16 protein-coding genes and 1 pseudogene are annotated in these 18589 nt (G+C 39.3%); 6 read left to right on the top strand and 11 right to left on the bottom strand.

What is annotated here, in order from left to right:
- Nucleotides 1-80: 80 nt before the first annotated feature.
- Together CJ483_RS00235 and CJ483_RS00230 are read right to left on the bottom strand one after the other, a co-directional pair.
- Complete coding sequence (locus CJ483_RS00235) at nt 81-1814, bottom strand: phospho-sugar mutase (RefSeq protein WP_120030850.1); 1734 nt, start codon at nt 1812-1814, stop codon at nt 81-83.
- 471 nt (nt 1815-2285) lie between these two features.
- Nucleotides 2286-5330 carry an ATP-binding protein gene (locus tag CJ483_RS00230; RefSeq protein ID WP_120030848.1) on the bottom strand — a complete coding sequence of 1015 codons (3045 nt, stop codon included), beginning with the start codon at nt 5328-5330 and terminating at the stop codon, nt 2286-2288.
- 443 nt (nt 5331-5773) lie between these two features.
- Here CJ483_RS00230 and CJ483_RS00225 point away from each other — a divergent pair, with 443 nt between their 5' ends.
- Nucleotides 5774-6895 carry a response regulator gene (locus CJ483_RS00225; RefSeq protein ID WP_120030846.1) on the top strand — a complete coding sequence of 374 codons (1122 nt, stop codon included), beginning with the start codon at nt 5774-5776 and terminating at the stop codon, nt 6893-6895.
- A 716-nt stretch (nt 6896-7611) separates the two neighbouring features.
- Here the strand turns inward: CJ483_RS00225 and CJ483_RS00220 are convergent.
- Nucleotides 7612-7764, bottom strand: a complete 153-nt coding sequence (locus CJ483_RS00220; protein WP_120030844.1) for an anti-repressor SinI family protein — start codon at nt 7762-7764, stop codon at nt 7612-7614.
- 604 nt (nt 7765-8368) lie between these two features.
- Here CJ483_RS00220 and CJ483_RS00215 point away from each other — a divergent pair.
- Both CJ483_RS00215 and CJ483_RS00210 read left to right on the top strand, forming a co-directional pair.
- Nucleotides 8369-8569, top strand: coding sequence for a FeoB-associated Cys-rich membrane protein (locus CJ483_RS00215; RefSeq protein WP_120030842.1), 201 nt, complete (start codon nt 8369-8371; stop codon nt 8567-8569).
- Nucleotides 8570-8603: 34 nt separating this feature from the next.
- The gene (locus CJ483_RS00210; RefSeq protein WP_120030840.1) at nt 8604-8960 is read left to right on the top strand and encodes a hypothetical protein; all 357 of its coding nucleotides are present in this window, start codon (nt 8604-8606) and stop codon (nt 8958-8960) included.
- Nucleotides 8961-9276: 316 nt separating this feature from the next.
- Here the strand turns inward: CJ483_RS00210 and CJ483_RS24785 are convergent, their stop codons facing one another.
- Entirely contained in the window at nt 9277-9405 is a 129-nt protein-coding gene (locus tag CJ483_RS24785; protein ID WP_259455518.1) for a hypothetical protein, read from the bottom strand.
- A 312-nt stretch (nt 9406-9717) separates the two neighbouring features.
- Here CJ483_RS24785 and CJ483_RS00200 point away from each other — a divergent pair, with 312 nt between their 5' ends.
- A complete protein-coding gene (locus tag CJ483_RS00200) occupies nt 9718-10335 on the top strand; it encodes a YitT family protein (protein ID WP_120030836.1) in 618 nt (205 codons plus the stop codon).
- A 260-nt stretch (nt 10336-10595) separates the two neighbouring features.
- On the opposite strand, the gene CJ483_RS00195 is transcribed toward CJ483_RS00200, so the two are convergent.
- Both CJ483_RS00195 and CJ483_RS00190 read right to left on the bottom strand, forming a co-directional pair.
- Nucleotides 10596-11042 (bottom strand): hypothetical protein, encoded by a 447-nt coding sequence (locus tag CJ483_RS00195; RefSeq protein WP_120030834.1) that lies wholly within the window; start codon nt 11040-11042, stop codon nt 10596-10598.
- 6 nt (nt 11043-11048) lie between these two features.
- Complete coding sequence (locus CJ483_RS00190; protein ID WP_120030832.1) at nt 11049-12053, bottom strand: DUF3231 family protein; 1005 nt, start codon at nt 12051-12053, stop codon at nt 11049-11051.
- A 124-nt stretch (nt 12054-12177) separates the two neighbouring features.
- Between CJ483_RS00190 and CJ483_RS00185 the strand changes: the two genes are divergently transcribed.
- Nucleotides 12178-13194: a DUF3231 family protein gene (locus CJ483_RS00185; protein ID WP_120037715.1), complete on the top strand. Its 1017-nt coding sequence runs from the start codon at nt 12178-12180 to the stop codon at nt 13192-13194.
- A gap of 216 nt (nt 13195-13410) precedes the next feature.
- On the opposite strand, the gene CJ483_RS25590 is transcribed toward CJ483_RS00185, so the two are convergent.
- The 5 genes and pseudogenes from CJ483_RS25590 to CJ483_RS00160 all read right to left on the bottom strand — a co-directional run bounded on the left by CJ483_RS25590 (nt 13411) and on the right by CJ483_RS00160 (nt 17715).
- A complete protein-coding gene (locus CJ483_RS25590) occupies nt 13411-13671 on the bottom strand; it encodes a Ger(x)C family spore germination C-terminal domain-containing protein (RefSeq protein WP_481747727.1) in 261 nt (86 codons plus the stop codon).
- A gap of 14 nt (nt 13672-13685) precedes the next feature.
- Nucleotides 13686-14474: a Ger(x)C family spore germination protein gene (locus tag CJ483_RS00175; protein ID WP_120030828.1), complete on the bottom strand. Its 789-nt coding sequence runs from the start codon at nt 14472-14474 to the stop codon at nt 13686-13688.
- Nucleotides 14471-15556: a GerAB/ArcD/ProY family transporter gene (locus tag CJ483_RS00170; protein ID WP_120030826.1), complete on the bottom strand. Its 1086-nt coding sequence runs from the start codon at nt 15554-15556 to the stop codon at nt 14471-14473. The genes CJ483_RS00175 and CJ483_RS00170 overlap by 4 nt, the downstream gene beginning before the upstream one ends.
- Before the next feature lie 18 nt (nt 15557-15574).
- Nucleotides 15575-17058 (bottom strand): annotated as a pseudogene (locus tag CJ483_RS00165) (spore germination protein); the annotation flags it as partial.
- Between the two features lie 549 nt (nt 17059-17607).
- Nucleotides 17608-17715 (bottom strand): YjcZ family sporulation protein, encoded by a 108-nt coding sequence (locus CJ483_RS00160; RefSeq protein WP_120030824.1) that lies wholly within the window; start codon nt 17713-17715, stop codon nt 17608-17610.
- A gap of 579 nt (nt 17716-18294) precedes the next feature.
- Here CJ483_RS00160 and CJ483_RS00155 point away from each other — a divergent pair.
- Entirely contained in the window at nt 18295-18525 is a 231-nt protein-coding gene (locus CJ483_RS00155; protein WP_120030822.1) for an ABC transporter, read from the top strand.
- Nucleotides 18526-18589 lie beyond the last annotated feature (64 nt).

Below are 18589 nucleotides of genomic sequence, written 5' to 3'. Positions count from 1 at the left end.
CTAAAAAAATAAGCCAGCACTCCATAAAGGTGCTGGCGGTTACTCTGCTTTATATACTAGTCTTTGCCGTTTTCAGTTCTCTATACTCTTACTAAATGATGAAGGATACTCATCATTTCTTTCTCGATACCTGCCAGCTTTTCTTGGCTATCAGGTATCGACTTGCCTTTAACGCCAAAATAGATTTTCACCTTCGGCTCAGTGCCTGAAGGCCGTATGCACACCCATGAATGGTCTGCCAATTTAAGTTTCAGCACATTTGATTTTGGTAAACCAGTTGGCCTTATTAAACCTGTTTTCTTATTTATGTACTCCCCTGTTTGATAGTCCGCTAGTTCAATGACTGCTATCCCGTTGAGTTCCTCTAGCGGCTCCGTCCGAAACTTCTCCATAATCGCAGCAATTTTCTCTGCTCCCTCTTTTCCTTTCAGCGTCAGTGAGCGAAGTGACTCTTGATAGAACCCATATGTTTCAAAGAGCTCCATTAATCCTTCATACAATGACTTGCCCTTCCTTTTATAATCAGCCGCCACTTCTGCTATACATACTGCCGCTTGCACTGCATCTTTATCGCGTACAAAATCCCCAATTAGATAGCCGTAGCTTTCTTCATATCCGAATAAAAATGTGTGCTCTCCAGACTGCTCAAATTCTTTCATCTTTTCACCAATAAATTTGAATCCCGTCAGCGTATCCACTGTTAAAATGCCAAAAGCAGCCGCAATTTCCCTACCAATCTCAGAGGTAACAATTGTTTTCATTATCACCCCATTTTCAGGCAGCGTACCGCTCCGCTTTTTCTGTGCAAGCAGGTAATGCAGCATTAGCGCACCTATTTGATTGCCCGTTAGAACGATATATTTTCCCTCGCGGCTTTTTACGGCTACTCCGAGACGATCGGCGTCAGGATCTGTTCCTATTAAAATATCAGCATTTCTTTCTTCCCCGTAGCAAATGGCCATTTTAAACGCCTCATGCTCTTCAGGATTAGGAGAGACGACGGTTGGAAAATCCGGGTGGGGCAGCTCTTGCTCTTTTACGATCCTTACATTTTCAAAACCAAACGCCTGCAACGCCGCTCTGACCGGCTTATTACCCGCTCCGTGTAACGGTGTAAAAACAATTGATACCTCCTTATTAGTTTCTGCCTGATTATACCTAATCGAATTTAACGCACGAATATAAGCCTGATCGATTGAATGGCCTATATAAGTAAGCAGGTCCTTTTCTATTAGCTCTTGTTCAGAAGCTGTTTCAACGGTCAGTTCGCTTCCTGCCTTCTTCACATAGTCAATAATTTCATCAGCCATCGCCGGCGATATTTGACTGCCATCTTCAGCATATATTTTCAACCCATTGTACTCTGGTGGATTATGGCTCGCTGTAATCATTACGCCAGCATAAGCATGTAAGTACCTTACTGCGAATGACAATAGAGGTGTGGGATGCAATTCTCCGAACATATATGTCCGAATACCATGCCTGCCCATTGTTTTTGCAGTCTCCAGGGCAAATTCAGCTGACAAGTGCCGAGAATCGTAAGCGATAACTACTCCGCGAAGCACAGCTTCTTTTCCCTGACTCAACACATATTGCGCCAAGCCTTCTGCTGCTTTTCGGACAGTGTAAATGTTCATTCGATTCGTTCCCGGCCCCATCTCACCACGCATACCGCCTGTTCCAAACTCTAGTTCTTTATAAAAACTGTCCTCAAGTAATTTTTCATCTTCTTGAATGACCTGTAGTTGACTTTTTAACGTATCATCCAATTGGATGTAGCTCATCCATTGGTCTAACTTAACTTTCCAATGCATACTTTCTTCTCCCCTTGCTTTTTACAGAGTAAATGCCTTCCCACCATTCGCCAGACTATAAGATAGCTATTTCTTTCCAAGCAAGTAACAAGCTTAATTTTATAAAATTCAAATAATGAAATCCAGGACTTCCTAACACGCTTTTTGACTCTCTCTTATTACGTCTCTTTTACTTTCCCTATCCCCCTCTTTTAGACAGGCTGTCTAAAAACCTGTTGCCTTTCATAGATATTTAAAGCGCTCTTCTTTACTAAAAATTAGCTGTCTCATATGTTTGATGTCTCTTCTCTTCACGAGCGAAAAAATAATTTAGTAAAATGAGGTTCGCTTAACCAGTCATAGATAAAGCGCCCTATCCATTTTATGTTATCGATAGGGCGAAATCATGATACGTTTAAATTTTGAAGGGAGATTCATCCAGAGACGAAGGTCAAATAAAGAAGAATCAAGCATTCTAGCTAGCCTTCCCGTTTATAGATGGGCATCGTGGTTTCCACTTGATGGGATAGGAAGAGAAAAAGCCACTTTTGTTCCTTTTCCTATAGCGCTTTGAATAGTTAGTCCTTGCCCGTACAGCTGAATAAGACGCTTATTCGTATTATAGAGACCGATGCCTCCTTGTTCAGGATCTTCTAATATCAATTTTATTTTCTCGCTCTTCATCCCACAACCGTTATCCTTAATGACCACTTGTATATGATCTTCTACTCTTTTCACAATTAAAGAAACAACCAACGGGTTAGTCTGCTCAGACCTTCCATGTCTCACCGCATTCTCCACTAGTGTTTGGATGGACAGCGGAGGAACAAGTGCCTGCAAGCTGTCGTCCTCTACTTCCCAGCAAATGGACAGACGTTCACCGAAGCGCTGACGCTCAATATATAGATAAGATTGGACAAGGTTCAGCTCTGATTCCATCGTCACCGTTTCCTGCATGTTGCCCCGGTCAAAGCTCTTCTGTAAATAGTTCCCGAATTCATGCAATAACTTGGCCATTTCATCATGATCAATTTCACTCAGCGCCACGATTGTGTTAAGAGTGTTGTATAAAAAATGAGGCTGCATCTGTGCTTGAAGCAAAGCTGCCTCTGTACGAGCCTGCTTGTGCATTGATTGCTTTAACTGAAGAAGCGCTGAAACCCTTGCCATGAGCTCCGCCTTCTCCACCGGTTTTAAAATATAATCATTTGCTCCTGCCTGAAAGCCGGCTTCGATATCTTCCGTTTTCCCCCGTGCTGTCAATAGTAGAATCGGAAGCTCTGACATCGAGAACTTTTTCCTTACTTGAGAGGTTAATTCATAGCCTGACATTCGAGGCATCATGACATCCGAGATGATTAAACTCCATCTTTGATCATGCAGGTGTGAGAGCGCCTCTTCTCCATTTAAGCAAGTTGTCACCACATAGCCGGCTTGTGCCAATATTCTCTTTAATACAGAGAGGTTAATTGGGTCATCATCAATCACCAGAATCGACTCAGTTTCTTCTCGAGCAAATGATGCCGCCACCAAATCAGGCAGTTTGTCTTGCTTTAATGGTTCCTCGATCCGCTCTCTTTTTTTCCTGCTAATCGGAAGAGAAAAGGTAAAAGTGGACCCTTCTCCTGGAGAAGAGATCACAAACAGTGTTCCTCCGTGCAGCTCAACTAGCTGCGCACAAATACTTAAGCCCAGCCCCATGCCGCCTCCTGCAGCAGTCATGCTCGAATCAGCCTGTTCATATGGCTGGAAAATCCGTTTTTGTGTTTCTTCGTCCATCCCTATTCCAGTATCTTGAACAGAGATCACTGCCTGTCCCTCCTTCTCCAATGCAGAGACAGAAATCATCCCTTCTTCAGTAAATTTCAACGCATTTTGAATAAGGTTGAACATAACTTGTGCCATTCTATTCTCATCTGCAACCACCAATGGAAAAGCCTTTGGCACATCGTTGGTAAATACCACATGCTTCCCCTCTTTTGAAAATGCCAACAGGTCAAACACATACTCAACAATACTGTAAAGATCGACTGGCTGCTTGGATAAAGGAACATGGCCTTCTTTCAGCGCTGAGATATCTGTTAAGTCCTGTAACGTATAGGACATTTTTCGGGCAACTGACTCTATCATCTGCACCTGCCTTTTCGTTTCCTCAGACAGCGGGTCACTTAATAGTGACTGAGCAATATTGATCATCGCATGAAGCGGGTTGCGCAGCTCATGAGAAGTATTCGCCAGAAAATCATCTTTCATTTTATCTGCACGTTGCAATTTTGCATTCAATTGTGTTTTTTCTTCAGCTGTATAATAAAATCTCTTAAACCAAAAGAGAGCAAAACAAACAGTGCCAATTAGTAAATCAAACGGATAGAATGGTACAGCGATCCCCTTAAAAAATTGTTTTACCGCTCCCCCTAATGCACTGGACGAAACAGCCACCACGGTAAAAACAAGATAAATCGTGTACGGTTCCTTGCGAGAAGCTACTTTATAGAAAAGAACTGGAACAAGAAACGCGAGTCCAAGAGTAATAAAACTATAAATAACCGATCTGAAATAATAAAACTCCTGATAGGGAAAAATAATCAAAGCAATAAGATAAATAGCTGTAAATAACTGAAACAAACGGAAGGTTCTATTGAACTGATCCGGTACCAGTGTTTTCAAGAAACTAAAACTGCAAACGACCGCGCCAAAATACAATAGATACGCAAGTTTTAATCTTGCTTCAAAAGCAATATCCATTGGAATAGCAAATCGGAGCAGTTGATCATCATCAATTAGTATGGAAAAACACATGCAAAATACAGCTGTTGCAAGCAAAAGCAAATTTTTCTTCTTAAAAACGAACATGTATAGAATAACTAAGTAAATTCCATGAAAAAAAAGAACAGCTGCAGTGATCAGCTGCATAGACATAGAGATTTGCTCATGATGTCTGACAGCCTCTGTTGTCCCGAAATACACTGGGCGTGAAATGCCGCCTGACCGTAGATAGTGAAAATTAGATACTTGAACCACTAGATCAATCTTGCTGTTTTTCGGCTTGACATTCACAGAAAAAGAGCTGTTTTCTGGATGGGAGCTCACTCTATTTGTACCGAGATTGCCCATTTCTTTTATTAACTGACCGTTCACAAAAATACGAGCAGCAGATTGGATGCCCATAAATCGAATTCTGTATGTTTCCTGCTTATTTTGATCCGTTAAAATTGACAATTGAAAGGTGCCATACCCGTATGGATGTTTCTGCTTGTCCTGAATCCATTCTTTCCAATCAGAGGGAATCGGGACCTGTACAGCTTTTTTCTTTTGCTCTGACAAACTATCAGGTGCGAGCAACTGCTCTGGATAAAAAAGCCACTCTCCCTTTAACTGCATAGGTTTTTTTGATAGGTCTACTTTTGCCGCATCTATTATTCCTTTTTCTGCCTTTGGCATACTAGGGTCATTATAGATATAAAGCCAGGACAAACGAAGCCCTATCAAAACGACGATAAAGCAGAGGACAGCTAGCCATGTATTTCGTTTTTTCATGCTTTTTCATACTTGTCTGTTGTAGACATTGTCTTTTTTCTTTTTTATCTATTAAAACTCTCATTTTTTATTGTCCTCTCCTTCATATAATCATACATACTTCTAGTGCTGTACAGGAATAAGAAACATACAGAACATCGGATGGTCCTCATCCTACTATTCTTTTCTTACAAAATGCTTATCAATGCCAACAAGCAGCTTTGAAAAAGACGCAAAGAAAGCTCTTCTACCGACATAAGGCAGCTTAATCCATTTATCGTGTCATTCTAATTGTTTTGCTCTTTCCATTGTCAAAGGATAGTTTTTTCATTTAAAAGGACTTTTCTCTTACTTTTCCTGCTCTCAATTTCCAGTATTTATGCAAAAAGTGCAATTTCACTCTTACATTTAACACTTTTTTCTCTTACAATATACTTATTAATAAGAAAAAGAGAGGCATATCTATGATTCGGGCTATTTTAGCAGATGATGAACCGTTAGCGCTAGAATTGATGAAAAAACGACTGGCTCATTTTCAAGTAGAGGTAGTTGGCACGTACCCAGATGCACCGTCGCTTCTTAAGGATATCAACAACATCTCTTTCAACGCCGCCTTCCTTGATATTGATCTTCCTGGGATTAGCGGGCTTGATTTAGCTGTTCTTATTCAAGATGAAAAGCCTAATGTCCAAATTGTGTTTACCACGGCACATAGAGATTATGCCATTCAGGCATTTGAACTAGATTCCATTGATTACTTGCTGAAGCCTATACTCAAAGAGCGGCTGGCTAAGACTATTGATCGCCTTGAGGACAAACTAAATCTGGAAAAAGAGAAGGAGCCGATACTGTCTCCTCAGTCCTCTTCCCTCTATATACAATGTTTCAAGCAATTCTCTATTGTCTGTAATAATACGGCTGTTAAATGGAAAACTGCTAAGATTAAAGAAGTTTTTGCTTTCTTAACACTCCATCTGGATAAGCCGGTCCATAGGGATATACTCATTGATCAGCTTTGGCCAGGCCATGATTACCAAAAAGCAAAAATTCATCTTCACACCTGTATTTCTTATGTACGCAAGCAACTGGAGGGGTTTGGTCCCGGCAATACGCTGACTTTTGCAGGCCAGCAATACACCTTGCACTTACATGACGCAGTGCTGGATGTTTCTTCATTTGAAAAGTTATCAGAAAGCGTTTCTTCTAACAATGTAGAGGACGTCGAAAAGGTGCTTCTGCTTTATACAGGTGCTTTTATGGAGGAAGAAGCTTACGAATGGGCAAGGCCGAAAGCAGATGAACTCTCGGCTAAGCTTATAGCTATTTTGCATAGATTGGCCGATTACTATGAACAAAATAGTCTAGAGGATAAATATATAGGGTGCTTGCACAAAATATTACAGTTTAACCCTTATTCAGAACACATCGTCACTCGCTTAATGCTAGGATACGCACATCTCGGCATGCGGGCAGATGCCATCCGTTTATATGAAAATTTTGAGAAGAAACTAAAAGAGGAAATCGGTATTCATCCTGGAAAAGAAACAGTGGAAACCTTGATGCATATTCAGCAGGGACAAACATAAAAAAACACCTTAAGTTTTAACTATCTCCTGAATGATGAATTCCGCAAGAGATTCCTTATTTGGGAGGATAGCTTAAACAATTTCCAGTGTTCACATGTATGAATATTAGTTTCTTCATTTGCTTTCCTTATTTAAATCCACCGTCACCTTCTAATAAAAAAGCCCTTTTTAAAACCAGCTGACTGCTGGTTAAATACATATAAAATCGCGTGCATAATTACATCCATTCCTAAAAGAAAGAAATGGGATTCTCTGAAGCAAGAAGGAGAAAAATTATGTGCAGCAGCAAAAAAGCTCAAATGATCTTTATTTAAAGAATAGCTTCTAAAGTGAGTGTTAGAAGACCCTTTGTTTACTGGCGAAAAGTGAACACAGAAAAGGAGAGAACAGGATCGATTGCACCTTCTCCTTTGATCCCCCATGAGGCGGGCTACTTGAACTGATCCCATAAAGGTGGCCCACTTTTCTACGTGATCAGGCAAAGATATGAACTCCCCCTACTCGTCGACAATCAGCTGGACTTATTAGAAGGCCAGAGACTTTCAACTAGCTTAACAAAAATGCTAAAAAATAATTGATATCACAAAGTAACTGAAATGTCGATTTATATTTTGAATCCATAAGAGATCTTTTTTAATTTCATCTAAGAGAACGGTCCCTTAGAATTCTCTTGCACATTCCCTCTTTTATATCCATCTGAAACAGCTACTCCCCCTCTATATTCTATCTTTCTTTATAAAACTAAGAAATTCACTAGATGTCTCCTTACTTTTAAGAAACTTCTTCACTTCTTCAATTGAAATACCTGCTTTCTTGGCCTCGATCATCAGCGCTAACCATTCTTGATCAACATACTCTTTCCCCTGCATTTCTTTCCCCCCTACTATAGAGAACACAGCCGCTATCATGAACAATCTTTAAACATTCGGCTTTTTGCTTCTATATTTTTATACTTGCTTGCCTGCTTTACATTTACGCAGTTTAATATGATGTCAGTTATTAATTAAGCTTCTTATCTTCAAAAGCTTTTTTGTTTAACGTGACTTTTTTCCTTATCATTTCTCTATAAGTCTTATATGTAAAGCAAGAATACACTTTCCTTCTTATAACTTCCTTAAATTCTTCTGACCATATACCTATTTTTTACTAAGTAACACCAACACAGCAGGTGCCGTTTAACATAAAATTCTTATAAATAGAAGAAAAAGAAGGCTCTATCTAATAAAGGGAGACAACCAAAAAAAGAGTGATTACATAAAACACACCTTTTTGGCGATTAGACTAATCTAAAATCCAGTGAGTGAATTTGCTGTTCGTGTGCATCCTAGCAAAACGTCCCATTATTTGTACATTATGGGTGTTAATACTATAATAAAAAGAATATCAATGTAATACTGTTCATTTGTTACGTTTTCATCCAATTTCCCCCATCCATTCAACGAATAACTTATTATTTAAGGAGTGATGTCCAGCATGCAATATATCGTTCTTTTAATCATCGTTCTTGGCGTGGGAATAATTCTTTATAAAATGATTAGAAAGAAAAAACTATCTTCTAGCCATTACTCTCCATACGATGACCTTACAAAAGGTGTTAAAAATAATCGCTCAATAGCTGGGGATAGACACTCTACTAACTATCGGGAAGAAAGGAAAGATGAGGAACGTTTTTGACTTAGAAAAATGAGTATAGGAGGTTTAACTACGTTTGCAAAAAATAATCGGTGTGCTATTCAGTCTCTTATTAATCAGTGGATGCTCTTCAAATACTAATAAGTTTATCCCTTCAACGATAAACTCTGATTTTCCAGTGCCCGCCAGTGCGAAAGAAACAGAAGGCCAATCTGGTAATCCAAACATCTTACAATACCAAAAATATAATTATTCAAAAGCTGATGAAATTAGCAGCATACACGAAGAGTATTTAAAAGCAATTAAAAACTCAGGCTGGACAGAGTTAAAAGAAGAACAATTAGGCGCTGTAAGATTTTTTGAAAAAGAGAAACAAAAAGTAGCAATTTCTACACATGACGGCTTTTTTACATTGAATGTAATGAAAAATTAAAGGTCTAACCAGCGAAAGTTGATTCAATCGTCTGCCTTTCCCTATTCTTTAAAATAAAAAAAGAGCTTCCAACAAGGGAGCTCTAATCATAATCATCCATCTAAAAATCGGCCGTTATTATTTCTTTCAAAATCTTCTCCTTATCATCCATCCACGATAATTAATTTGCTTCGTTAGCTGAGAAAAAATATTCTTCTTATTCAATTATATTTTCATCGAGAATTATGTTCCTTTCCTTTTCATCTAACATTCTTCTGCTTTTATAAAAGTCTATCATTACCCTATCTCTGCCAATGTACCAAGATAGAGAACCGTTTTATTGTGATATTACATCTGCCTCTGGATCAGGTTGCACATTTTCTTCTATTTTTAATAATGAAGAAAATAAGCGTAGAGCTATCTTTCCCGCGTACATAGCACCGATCTCTTTCCATCTTCTCTCCATCCTTCGCCTGTTAACAGAAACATACAGAAGAGGATTATGGTTAGTGGACAAAAAATCCATCTTTCGCTATGATTCTTTAGGTCACGCCTCCTTCAACTATACCCTGACTCTTAATGACAGCCCTTTCTTAATCAGCATCTACTTATGAAAAAATCGCTTAGTCTTCATGACAAATCCTCATAAAAGAGAAAAAGGAAAAAGAGCTTTTGGCATCGTATGTAAGTAATTAACTGGCGTTAGTAAGCAGAAAAGCATTTTTATTTGCTGTGAGGGGAAAAAGGATAAGTACTTGTACTTCAAAGGGGGGAGAGAATGAGGGAAAAACAGCCGTTTATGGCAGATTTATTAATCATTTTAATCGGTAATATTTTTTTAGGATTTGCTTATGCCAAATGGATGGTACCTCATCATATTGTTAATGGCGGAGTAACTAGCTTATCAATGATCGTGGACAAAGCCTTTCATGTTCCACTTCTATATGTAAGCAACGGAATGACTGGATTATTACTAAGCGTCTCATTATTATTTTTAGGAAAAGAAAACTTTGTAAAATCAATTGGCAGCAGCTTATTTTATGCCCTTTCTTTTTCCTTGTTTTACAGCCTGCCCTTTAATTGCACAATCAATATCGGCGTCGACATTTTACTTGCCTGCCTTTTCATTGCTTTTGGCTATTATTGCTGCATTTCAACAAATGCATCTACCGTTGGAATGGACGTCATTGCGCTTATTTTGCATAAAAGAAATAATAAAATAAATATCGCCAAATCTATTCGTTTTATTAATATCATTGTACTGGTCTTCGGCTTTGCTGTCTTTGGGTGGCCTGCTATCGTTATTGGCCTGATCTTTACGTATCTTTATTCTTGGCTGTTAAATATACTGCTAAAGCGGAATCCGTTATTCACTTTAAGAAAATCCTTTCATTAATCTATGCATCGAGCTGCTAAAAAAAAATGGATTGTGCTACCTCCAGGTCATGAGAGTTTGTGAAGGCCTAGTTCGATTATGCTCGATAAACCAGCAATCTCCGGAACATCGTTCATTTGGCAGCATTTATGATTTGAAAAAACCTTTTCCTAACATGCCCAACACTCGAAAACGTTCCGGAAATCCTTTTTTGCTTATCTGTGTTATCTTCTCTGTTCTCATAAAATGCATCATACACTCTGACTGTTTAATCCCTAACCCTATGTCTTTTTTAGTATTTTTTTCAGCCACTGTCCTGTTAGTAATCCTGGAATCACCCCCATCATCGGAAGCCAAATAGGGCCTATCAATATGCCAAAAACCTTTAATTTCGTTGAAAAAATAAGCCCTACTGTGACAAAATAAGCAGAAAACACGAATGGCAAAAAAGAATAGGGCTCTTTTCCTCCTCCAGCATCTTTAAAGGCATCCCACATGGCGAAAAAGTAAACACAAGGGTAAAACATGAGCCATTGGAAGTCGGCTTGGGCGATCGACTGTTCGATATTACCTTGAAAACTGGCAATGATCATCTGATTAAAATTAGCTTGTACATTAATAAGAAATTCTAAAACAATTAACAAGAGACCTTTAAGGTATTTTCCGTTTAAGAGTTGCCCAAAACCGGGAAGGGCAATGCTCCAAAACAATTTTTCTTTTGCATCCACATCGGTTTAACCCCCTGCTAAGTCTTTTCGGTTTGGAGCGGAAGGCGGCTTTTCCACCCAACCATTTTCAATCATTATTTTAGCCCCGTCGAGCGAGTATTCCCCTACTTCAATCATTAATCGGCTGTAAGCAGCTGACAGATCTTTTCTGGAACTTCCTCCAATACTCCTCCCATAAAAACCGCTGCCCGCGTTATACAGAGCAGCCGTATGGCTCATCATTAATTTGTCGGAAAATACGGCCTCCACCGAATCAGTCACTGTGAAATGGGAAACAGTAGGAACGGGCAAGTTGCTCTCCTCTAAAAATTTCGCAAATACGGCACTATGATGTTGCCCAATCTCTGCTCCTCTTTCCATGTATTTTCGAATCTCCTTTGAATGGGCTGTTTGTGAAAAACCTGTTAACAACGCACTTCCCAATGTATTACGGTATAAATTCATAAAAAGAAAGGAAATTTCTGTGCTTGTTAAAGGCCGCTGCTCACCCAACCAACCAGCCAAGAAGTGCTGCTTATGAACAAACTCTGTCACCTGCGGATAAGGAATATAAGGCGGACGAATATACAGACCTTTGTTCAGCAATATATCTACAGATTGATTGAATAATTCAGTGGCTGCTTGTAAGCAAAGACTAAAAAATTCCCGAATGTCTTGTCTGGCTGTAGTCGGTAAAGCAGTGGTGTATGCATTCAATCCCATGACCCCTATGTTACTCACATAATGCAAGATGAATTCATCGCTGTAGAGCCTCGGCGCTCGCACATTGACATCTTGTTCACTAAAAGCCACAGGAATAACGATGCCTTCTGCTCTAAATATGCTCTCCTCTTTTTTCACACGCGTTTGGGCCGATTCCAGAGCAAACTTTACACAATCTTTTGTGTCGGAATCTTCCACATGATTCAGAAAGTACGAAAGCACACAAATGGACAATGTATCACTCACGTATGCTCCAAAAAGTGAGGATAACTCACTTGATGTTAATTTAATATGATCATGACTTGTCACTTAACCATCTCCCTACTTCAACTTATCAAGTAAATCTAGCATAGTGTCTCCCCAAAAAGGAAAAGTTATGATTATCCTGCAGCAAACACGAAAAATAATTACTATTTACTTTGTGGAGGTTACGATGAAAATTAATAAAGAAATTCCTCTTACCGCAGCTGAGATCGCTTCTCTTTGGACTTCCTATATGAACGACAGCATGTCCAAATGCATACTTGGCTACTTGTTCAAACATATTAAAGACAAAGAAATCAAGCCTGCTATCCGCTTTGCTTTTGACCTGTCATCCAACCATTTAAATCAGCTCCATACTTTTTTTAATCAAGAACAATATGCAGTCCCGGATGGGTTTACTGATAAAGATGTTAATATGGATGCCCCATGGCTGTTTTCCGACGTATTCTGTCTAACCTATGTGAATGAAATGGCAAGAGCCGGGATGCTGGCTTATAGTGGTTTTCTCTCTATGAGTGCAAGAGCTGATATACGCGATTACTTTACAAAAGGATTAATGGAGACTTCTTCCCTTTACAACCAAACGACAGAGATTGCTCTTTCCAAAGGAATTTACCCTAGACACCCTGTGATTGAAGTTCCAAAAGAAATTGATTATGTAGATAGTAAAAACTATTTAAGCGGATTAAATCCTTTCAATAGCAAACGTCCATTAAATGCTGTAGAAATCTCTCACCTTTATCTGAATATAGTGACAAATACAGTCGGGGTTAAACTGTGTGTTGGCTTTGCCCAAACTTCACCATCTAAAGAGATCAAAGAATTTATGATGCGAGGAAAAGACATTTCCAAGAAGCATATTAAAATCTTTGCTGATACACTTTTAGAGAATGAGCTTCAAACCCCGCAGCTTCCTGATATTTCAGTTAGCGATTCAACGACTCAAACATTCTCAGACAAACTAATGATGTTCCATATGTCTCTTCTAAGTGCGACAGGAATAGGCAATTATGCAACTGCTGCTTCTGTCAGCCAAAGAAGTGACTTGGTGGTTAATTACGAACGGTTGTCACTGGAGATTTCCCGGCTCGCCAAAAGTGGGGCTGATATTATGATCAAGCATAACTGGCTTGAACAGCCACCCGGAGTACCCGATAGAGAACGTTTGGTCAGGGAAAAGGAGTAAATCGGGCAGGTGGCGCTTCTCATCTTATGGTAAAGAATGCCTTGCTCTGGACTGCTCCCATCCTTTTTCGATTTTCACCTATAAGTTCGACTCTCCTCAGAGAAAACTGCCAAGGATAGATTTGTTGTCCTGCTTGCATCCTTGGCAGCGCATTTCTTAAAGAAAGAACGTATTTGGTATCATTCGTCCATTTTCTTTAAGTCTACGTTATGAAACTTACTGAACAACCCCGCTTTCCAAAACGACCACATCGGTATTTACTTGAACCGTGACATCTTTATATTCTTCTTTCCATTTTTTAAAATCAAAATTTCTCGTTTGCTGCTTGGCTTTGCGTCCCAAACCAATCGGGTCAATGCCAAGATACTGAAAATGCTTGATTTGTTTTTTTGTACTTTCAGTAATTTGCTGAGCGAATGCCTTTTCAAACTCCTTTATTTTTTGAGGGGTTAAACGTCTCCCTCTGTATTCTTGAATAATCCCTTCTATCTTTATGTTAATCTTGAAGCTAAAAGGATTTTTTTGCTTACTTTTATTTTATTTTCTGAACGAATGCTTTTTATGGTAGCCCGATCGCCGTCTAATTTGACTGTTTTCGTTCCGGCGCTGTATTTGTCAACGAGCAACTTAAAATAGAACATATCATCGTTGGAAACTTTGTCAATCAGACGCCCTTGCCAATCTAATAAGCCAATGCCCGAAATATCGATTCTATCTTCATTGAGCTTCTTAACCATGGGCAAGTAGGCAGTCTTTCCTTGCTGGGTGTAATTATACACAAATAAATGAAGGTTCGTTCTCGGAACGTCTCCACTTGCAATATTGTGTTCTAATGTTTGTGAAATGTATGTCGCATTTCCTTGTTTTCCATAGTCCCCCTCTAGCATCTCCTGAGCTCTTCCCTCTGAAATAGCAAAGTAGACTCTTGATCCAATTCTTGCATCCCGTACAAAAGCATCACTGATCTCAATGATCTCTTTTTTTGCGATGGCTTCACTAAAAAGTACGAGTTTCAGCGATCCATACACAATGGTTGCGTCTGATTGTCTTTGGGCCTTATTTAATATATTGACACTCGATTGATCCACCACGCTCATCGTTACATTTTTAGTTGTTCGATCTGTACTGTATTCTGCCAGCAAAATCGTTCCGCGAATTTTATCGTTCGATGCTGTGTCATACCCTACCCCTCTTTGCGTATGAACTTCATCAATGATGCTTTTTTGAATACACCCCGACAGGAAAAAGCAAAGAATAAGCAGGACACCTTTTTTAATCATTTCTTTTTCACCTTCTTCACAATGAACAGCAAGATAAAGAGAAGAGGAATATAAAGATAATTGATAACAAACCCGACATTGCTAAAATAATCATTCAGTTTATCCACTTGAATCCTTGTCTCCAGCTGCGGAGTGATAAAAAGAAAAATACACAACACCCCGATAGCAGATTTCCGTTGTTTGATTTTCACTGTCTGTTTAAACAATCGGCTGGCACACCATAAATAAATGCAGACGTTTGGAATAATAATAATGTTCCAATTGACGACTCCGATATATTCCAAGCGCTCTATAAATGGAAATTGGACAATTTTTAGCATGGACAAGGTAGGCCATATCGTTTCCTGTAATTGCTCTTCGCTAAAATAGGCGAAAGAAAGAATTGTCGAGTACAGATAAACAATCGTTGTAAATAACAGACCAAAGTGTGCCCACTTTTTTGACCGCTGGCCATTTTGTATAAAAGGGTAAAAGACTAAAAGCGTTTCGTACCCTAACGTAATTAACGTTAAATCCCTTGAGGCCTGCAATATCTCTTTTGTGGAATGCTCATATATTGGAAAAAAGTTATAAAAATCAGTGTAAGGAATGACAAAGAGAAAAACAATGAGAAGATAGATCGGCAAAACAACAGAAAAAAATGATAACCCGCTAATGACACGAAACCCGCCGCTGACAATATAAAAAACAAGCAAGAAAAAGAAAAAAGTAAATAAGAATACACTTATACCTGGAAACATCCATACTTGTACAAGTTCAATATACGTACGCGTGACCGTAAGAAGCCCCAGCAGAAAATAACCAGCAAAGAGTAGATTGAACAGCTTGCCGAGCCACTTGCCAAATACTCGCTCATGAATAGAGGCTAAACCAGCATCTTCCTCGTTGAGCATTTTATATATCATAAACATAACAATATGAGTCGCAACGCCGGCAATGATGACCGATATCCACGAGTCATAACCGGCGCTCTGGGCAAGCAGCTGCTGAAAGCCGAGAATCCCTACACCGATCTGTGTTGAGATAATAACAAAAAAAACAATAAAAGGATCTATCTTCCTTTGTGCTTCTATTGGCTGCATACGAAAAACCTCCGCTGGTTACTCTTCAATATCATGACGTTTTTTTTGCTCATCCGGTTTAAAGCGGATCGGCTTCTGTGCCTGCAAATAAGATGGACGCCGGATTTGTTTATCAAAAGACATTCTAATGAATGAATCTTTTAAATCTCTCCACCTTGGCGGGTACAGTGGTTCAAAGTAAGGGCGCCCTAATGACGTAAGACGAAGCAAATGAGTAATCACAATAAGCAAACAAAAGACGACCCCAAGCAGTCCCCAAAGCTGAGCAAACAAAAGAAAAGGAAAGCGCAGAAAGCGGATCACATTGCCCATCTTATAGACTGGAGTGGCAAAAGAAGCAAGAGCGGCAAGAGCCACTAGAATTAATAAAACATTACTTGTTAAGCCGGCTTCAACAGAGGCTGTCCCGATAACAATCCCGCCAACGATACCAATGGTTTGCCCAATTTTAGTGGGCAGCCGTGCTCCAGCTTCCCTGAGCAGTTCAATAACGAGCTCAAGAATAAGCGCCTCTATCACAGGCGGAAAAGGAATCGCCTGTCTGGAAGTAATCAATGTAGCCATCAAGTCTTTGGGAATCAGCTCATAATGATAGGTCAACACGGCTACATACATCGGCGTAATTAAAATGGAAAATACAACAGCAAACAAGCGAATTAAACGCAAGGCAGAAGCCATCATCCAATTTAATAGATAATCTTCAGATGAACTAAAAAACTCCACCAGGTTGGTCGGACCGATTAACGCATGAGGAGAGCCGTCAACTATGACAATCAATTTTCCTTCCACAAGCGCGGATGCTGCTCGATCGGTTCTCTCTGTATCAAGCATTTGCGGAAATAATGATTTTTTATTGTCAGCCACAATCTGCTCGATATAGGCACTATCGTTAATCAAATCAAAGTCAATTCGCTGTAGCCGTTCACGCATCGTATTGACGTTTTCCAGATTGGCAATATTCTCAATATACAAAAGCGCCGTTCTTGTTTTCGATATAGAACCGATTGTGTACTCTTCGATCATCAGCTCCTTAACGGGCAGCCTTGTTCTTAAAAGGTTGATGTTTTTATCGATCGATTCAATAAATGCTTCTTTTGGGCCAATAACAGCCGTTTCGACCTCAGGGGGGAGAGCGACCGAACAAGGGTTTCTTTAGCATCAATAAAAGCAAAACATCCTTTTTCTTTCTCGTTCTTTGCTTTGAGTACGAGGTATCCTTTAAAAAGCTTGTCCTCAATGAGCCTTTCATCTGTCTCTACTTGTACGTCTTCAATTGGAAGGATCTTTTTTACATCTTCAATGGAGGCAAATGGCTTGTCCAATAAGTACGGCAAAACATCCTTTTCCACGACCTTCTCGTCTATAAGAGTAGAGATATAGCGGATGGAGAAATGGAGACCCGTCTCTTGATTGTAATAAAAAGATTCTTTTTCATCTTCCGACTTAGCAGGTACATTATCCGTTTCTTCGGCATGCTGTTCTTTTAATTGTGATTGTTTTTTTCTTTTTTAAAGAAAAACTCCATTGCGACCCTCCGCTTTGTAAATTCTTGCTAAAATGTTCATCCAGCCTTTCTTTCAGTCATAAAGAAAGACCGTCACATTGATGTATGGATGCTGGACTTTTAATTATTCAGTTTCTTACAGTTCTTCTCTATATATGCTTACCGCTTCACTCTATTTATTGTTCATTTCTTCCTTGGGAGCAGTATAGACAAAAAAAAGCAATTATTAAACATGCTGAACACATCGCTAATTTGTAGACAATAAAAAACAGCTGTTTTCATGAATTTTATTGCTATTTCGTAAAAAAGAGTGGTTGATTTCCACTTCCGGATGCTCCCATCAGCTTCTTTATCAACCGTTTGCTTTCTTACACACAGTTAAATCTTTTAGAAAAGAGTCTGACAAAAAAACTGTATGGTTTTTAGTATAGATAGCAAGCAGGTGTCCTCTGCTTGCTATATTCTGCCCTTTGCCAGCTATTTATGAAAACAAGGAGGCGGCCTGGTTACTTGTCTGTTCCTTGTTTTATGACATTTCTTTCGCTGATCACCAGAACCCTGCACCGCCATCAGCATAAGCAGCTCCAATAATGATCAACAGAATAAACAAAACAACAAGTAATGCGAAGCCTCCACCATAACCTCCTGCACTCATTAAGCGCACCACCTTTGTTATAAGCTACTATAGCTTATGAAAGTTCTCCCAAATTCGGAATGAACATTGAATAATATCCTTTGGTGATGAGGCAGATGAAAAAAACAATCAACATTTAAATGAGGCAAATAACGAAAGAGAATTTCATTACAAAAGCGGTACATATGAAACAAATATTAAAATCGACTTTTATGGATTAGTTGTCAGTTATCCGGAGGCTTTCACGAGAAAGCTTTAAGACTGCCTTAAAGCTTCTATAAGGTAGTGATGATGCTTTTGGTGTCCCCTGCGATTCGCCCGCTAAATCGGCCACCTATTACGCCCAACCTTTCAGCAGGCCGGCTATTGAGACAAGGTGGCGGGTGCTTGTAAATGCCTATTTATGAAAAAAGGAGAACTTCTGTTACTCTGCCAGCCTCTCAGGATGTTCTTAAGTGTTGGCGATACCTTCCATATCCTCCCTGTATTGGAGAATGATCCTTTTTATGCTTCTTTTCGCTTTTTTATAAACCAAAACCCATCCATCGGCATAACTATATTATAGAACCGCTATTCCTGTTAAAAAGGAGGTGAACTTCTATGAGCAATGGGTTGAATGGCAGCATTTCTGAAATTTTCCTTGGGTTTCTAACAGGCGTGGCTTGGCTCCTCTTGTCAGTATTAGGGGTAACTTCTACTTTCTTTGGACTAATTGGTCTAGGAGAGATCGCTGATATTTTAAGTACGATCCTTGCAATAGTTGGATTTCTTGCCTTCCTTCTCTTCGGAGCATCGATATTCAGAAGAATCTGGCGTAATACCTTTCGATAATCTTAATGTACAAATTTAAATATCGTTTAGTCCCCTTTAACAGCTGCGTTATAAATAGGCTGTT

The organism is Bacillus sp. PK3_68 (assembly GCF_003600835.1).
Classification (GTDB): Bacteria; Bacillota; Bacilli; order Bacillales; family Domibacillaceae; genus Pseudobacillus.
This window is presented reverse-complemented; position numbering and strand designations above follow the sequence as displayed.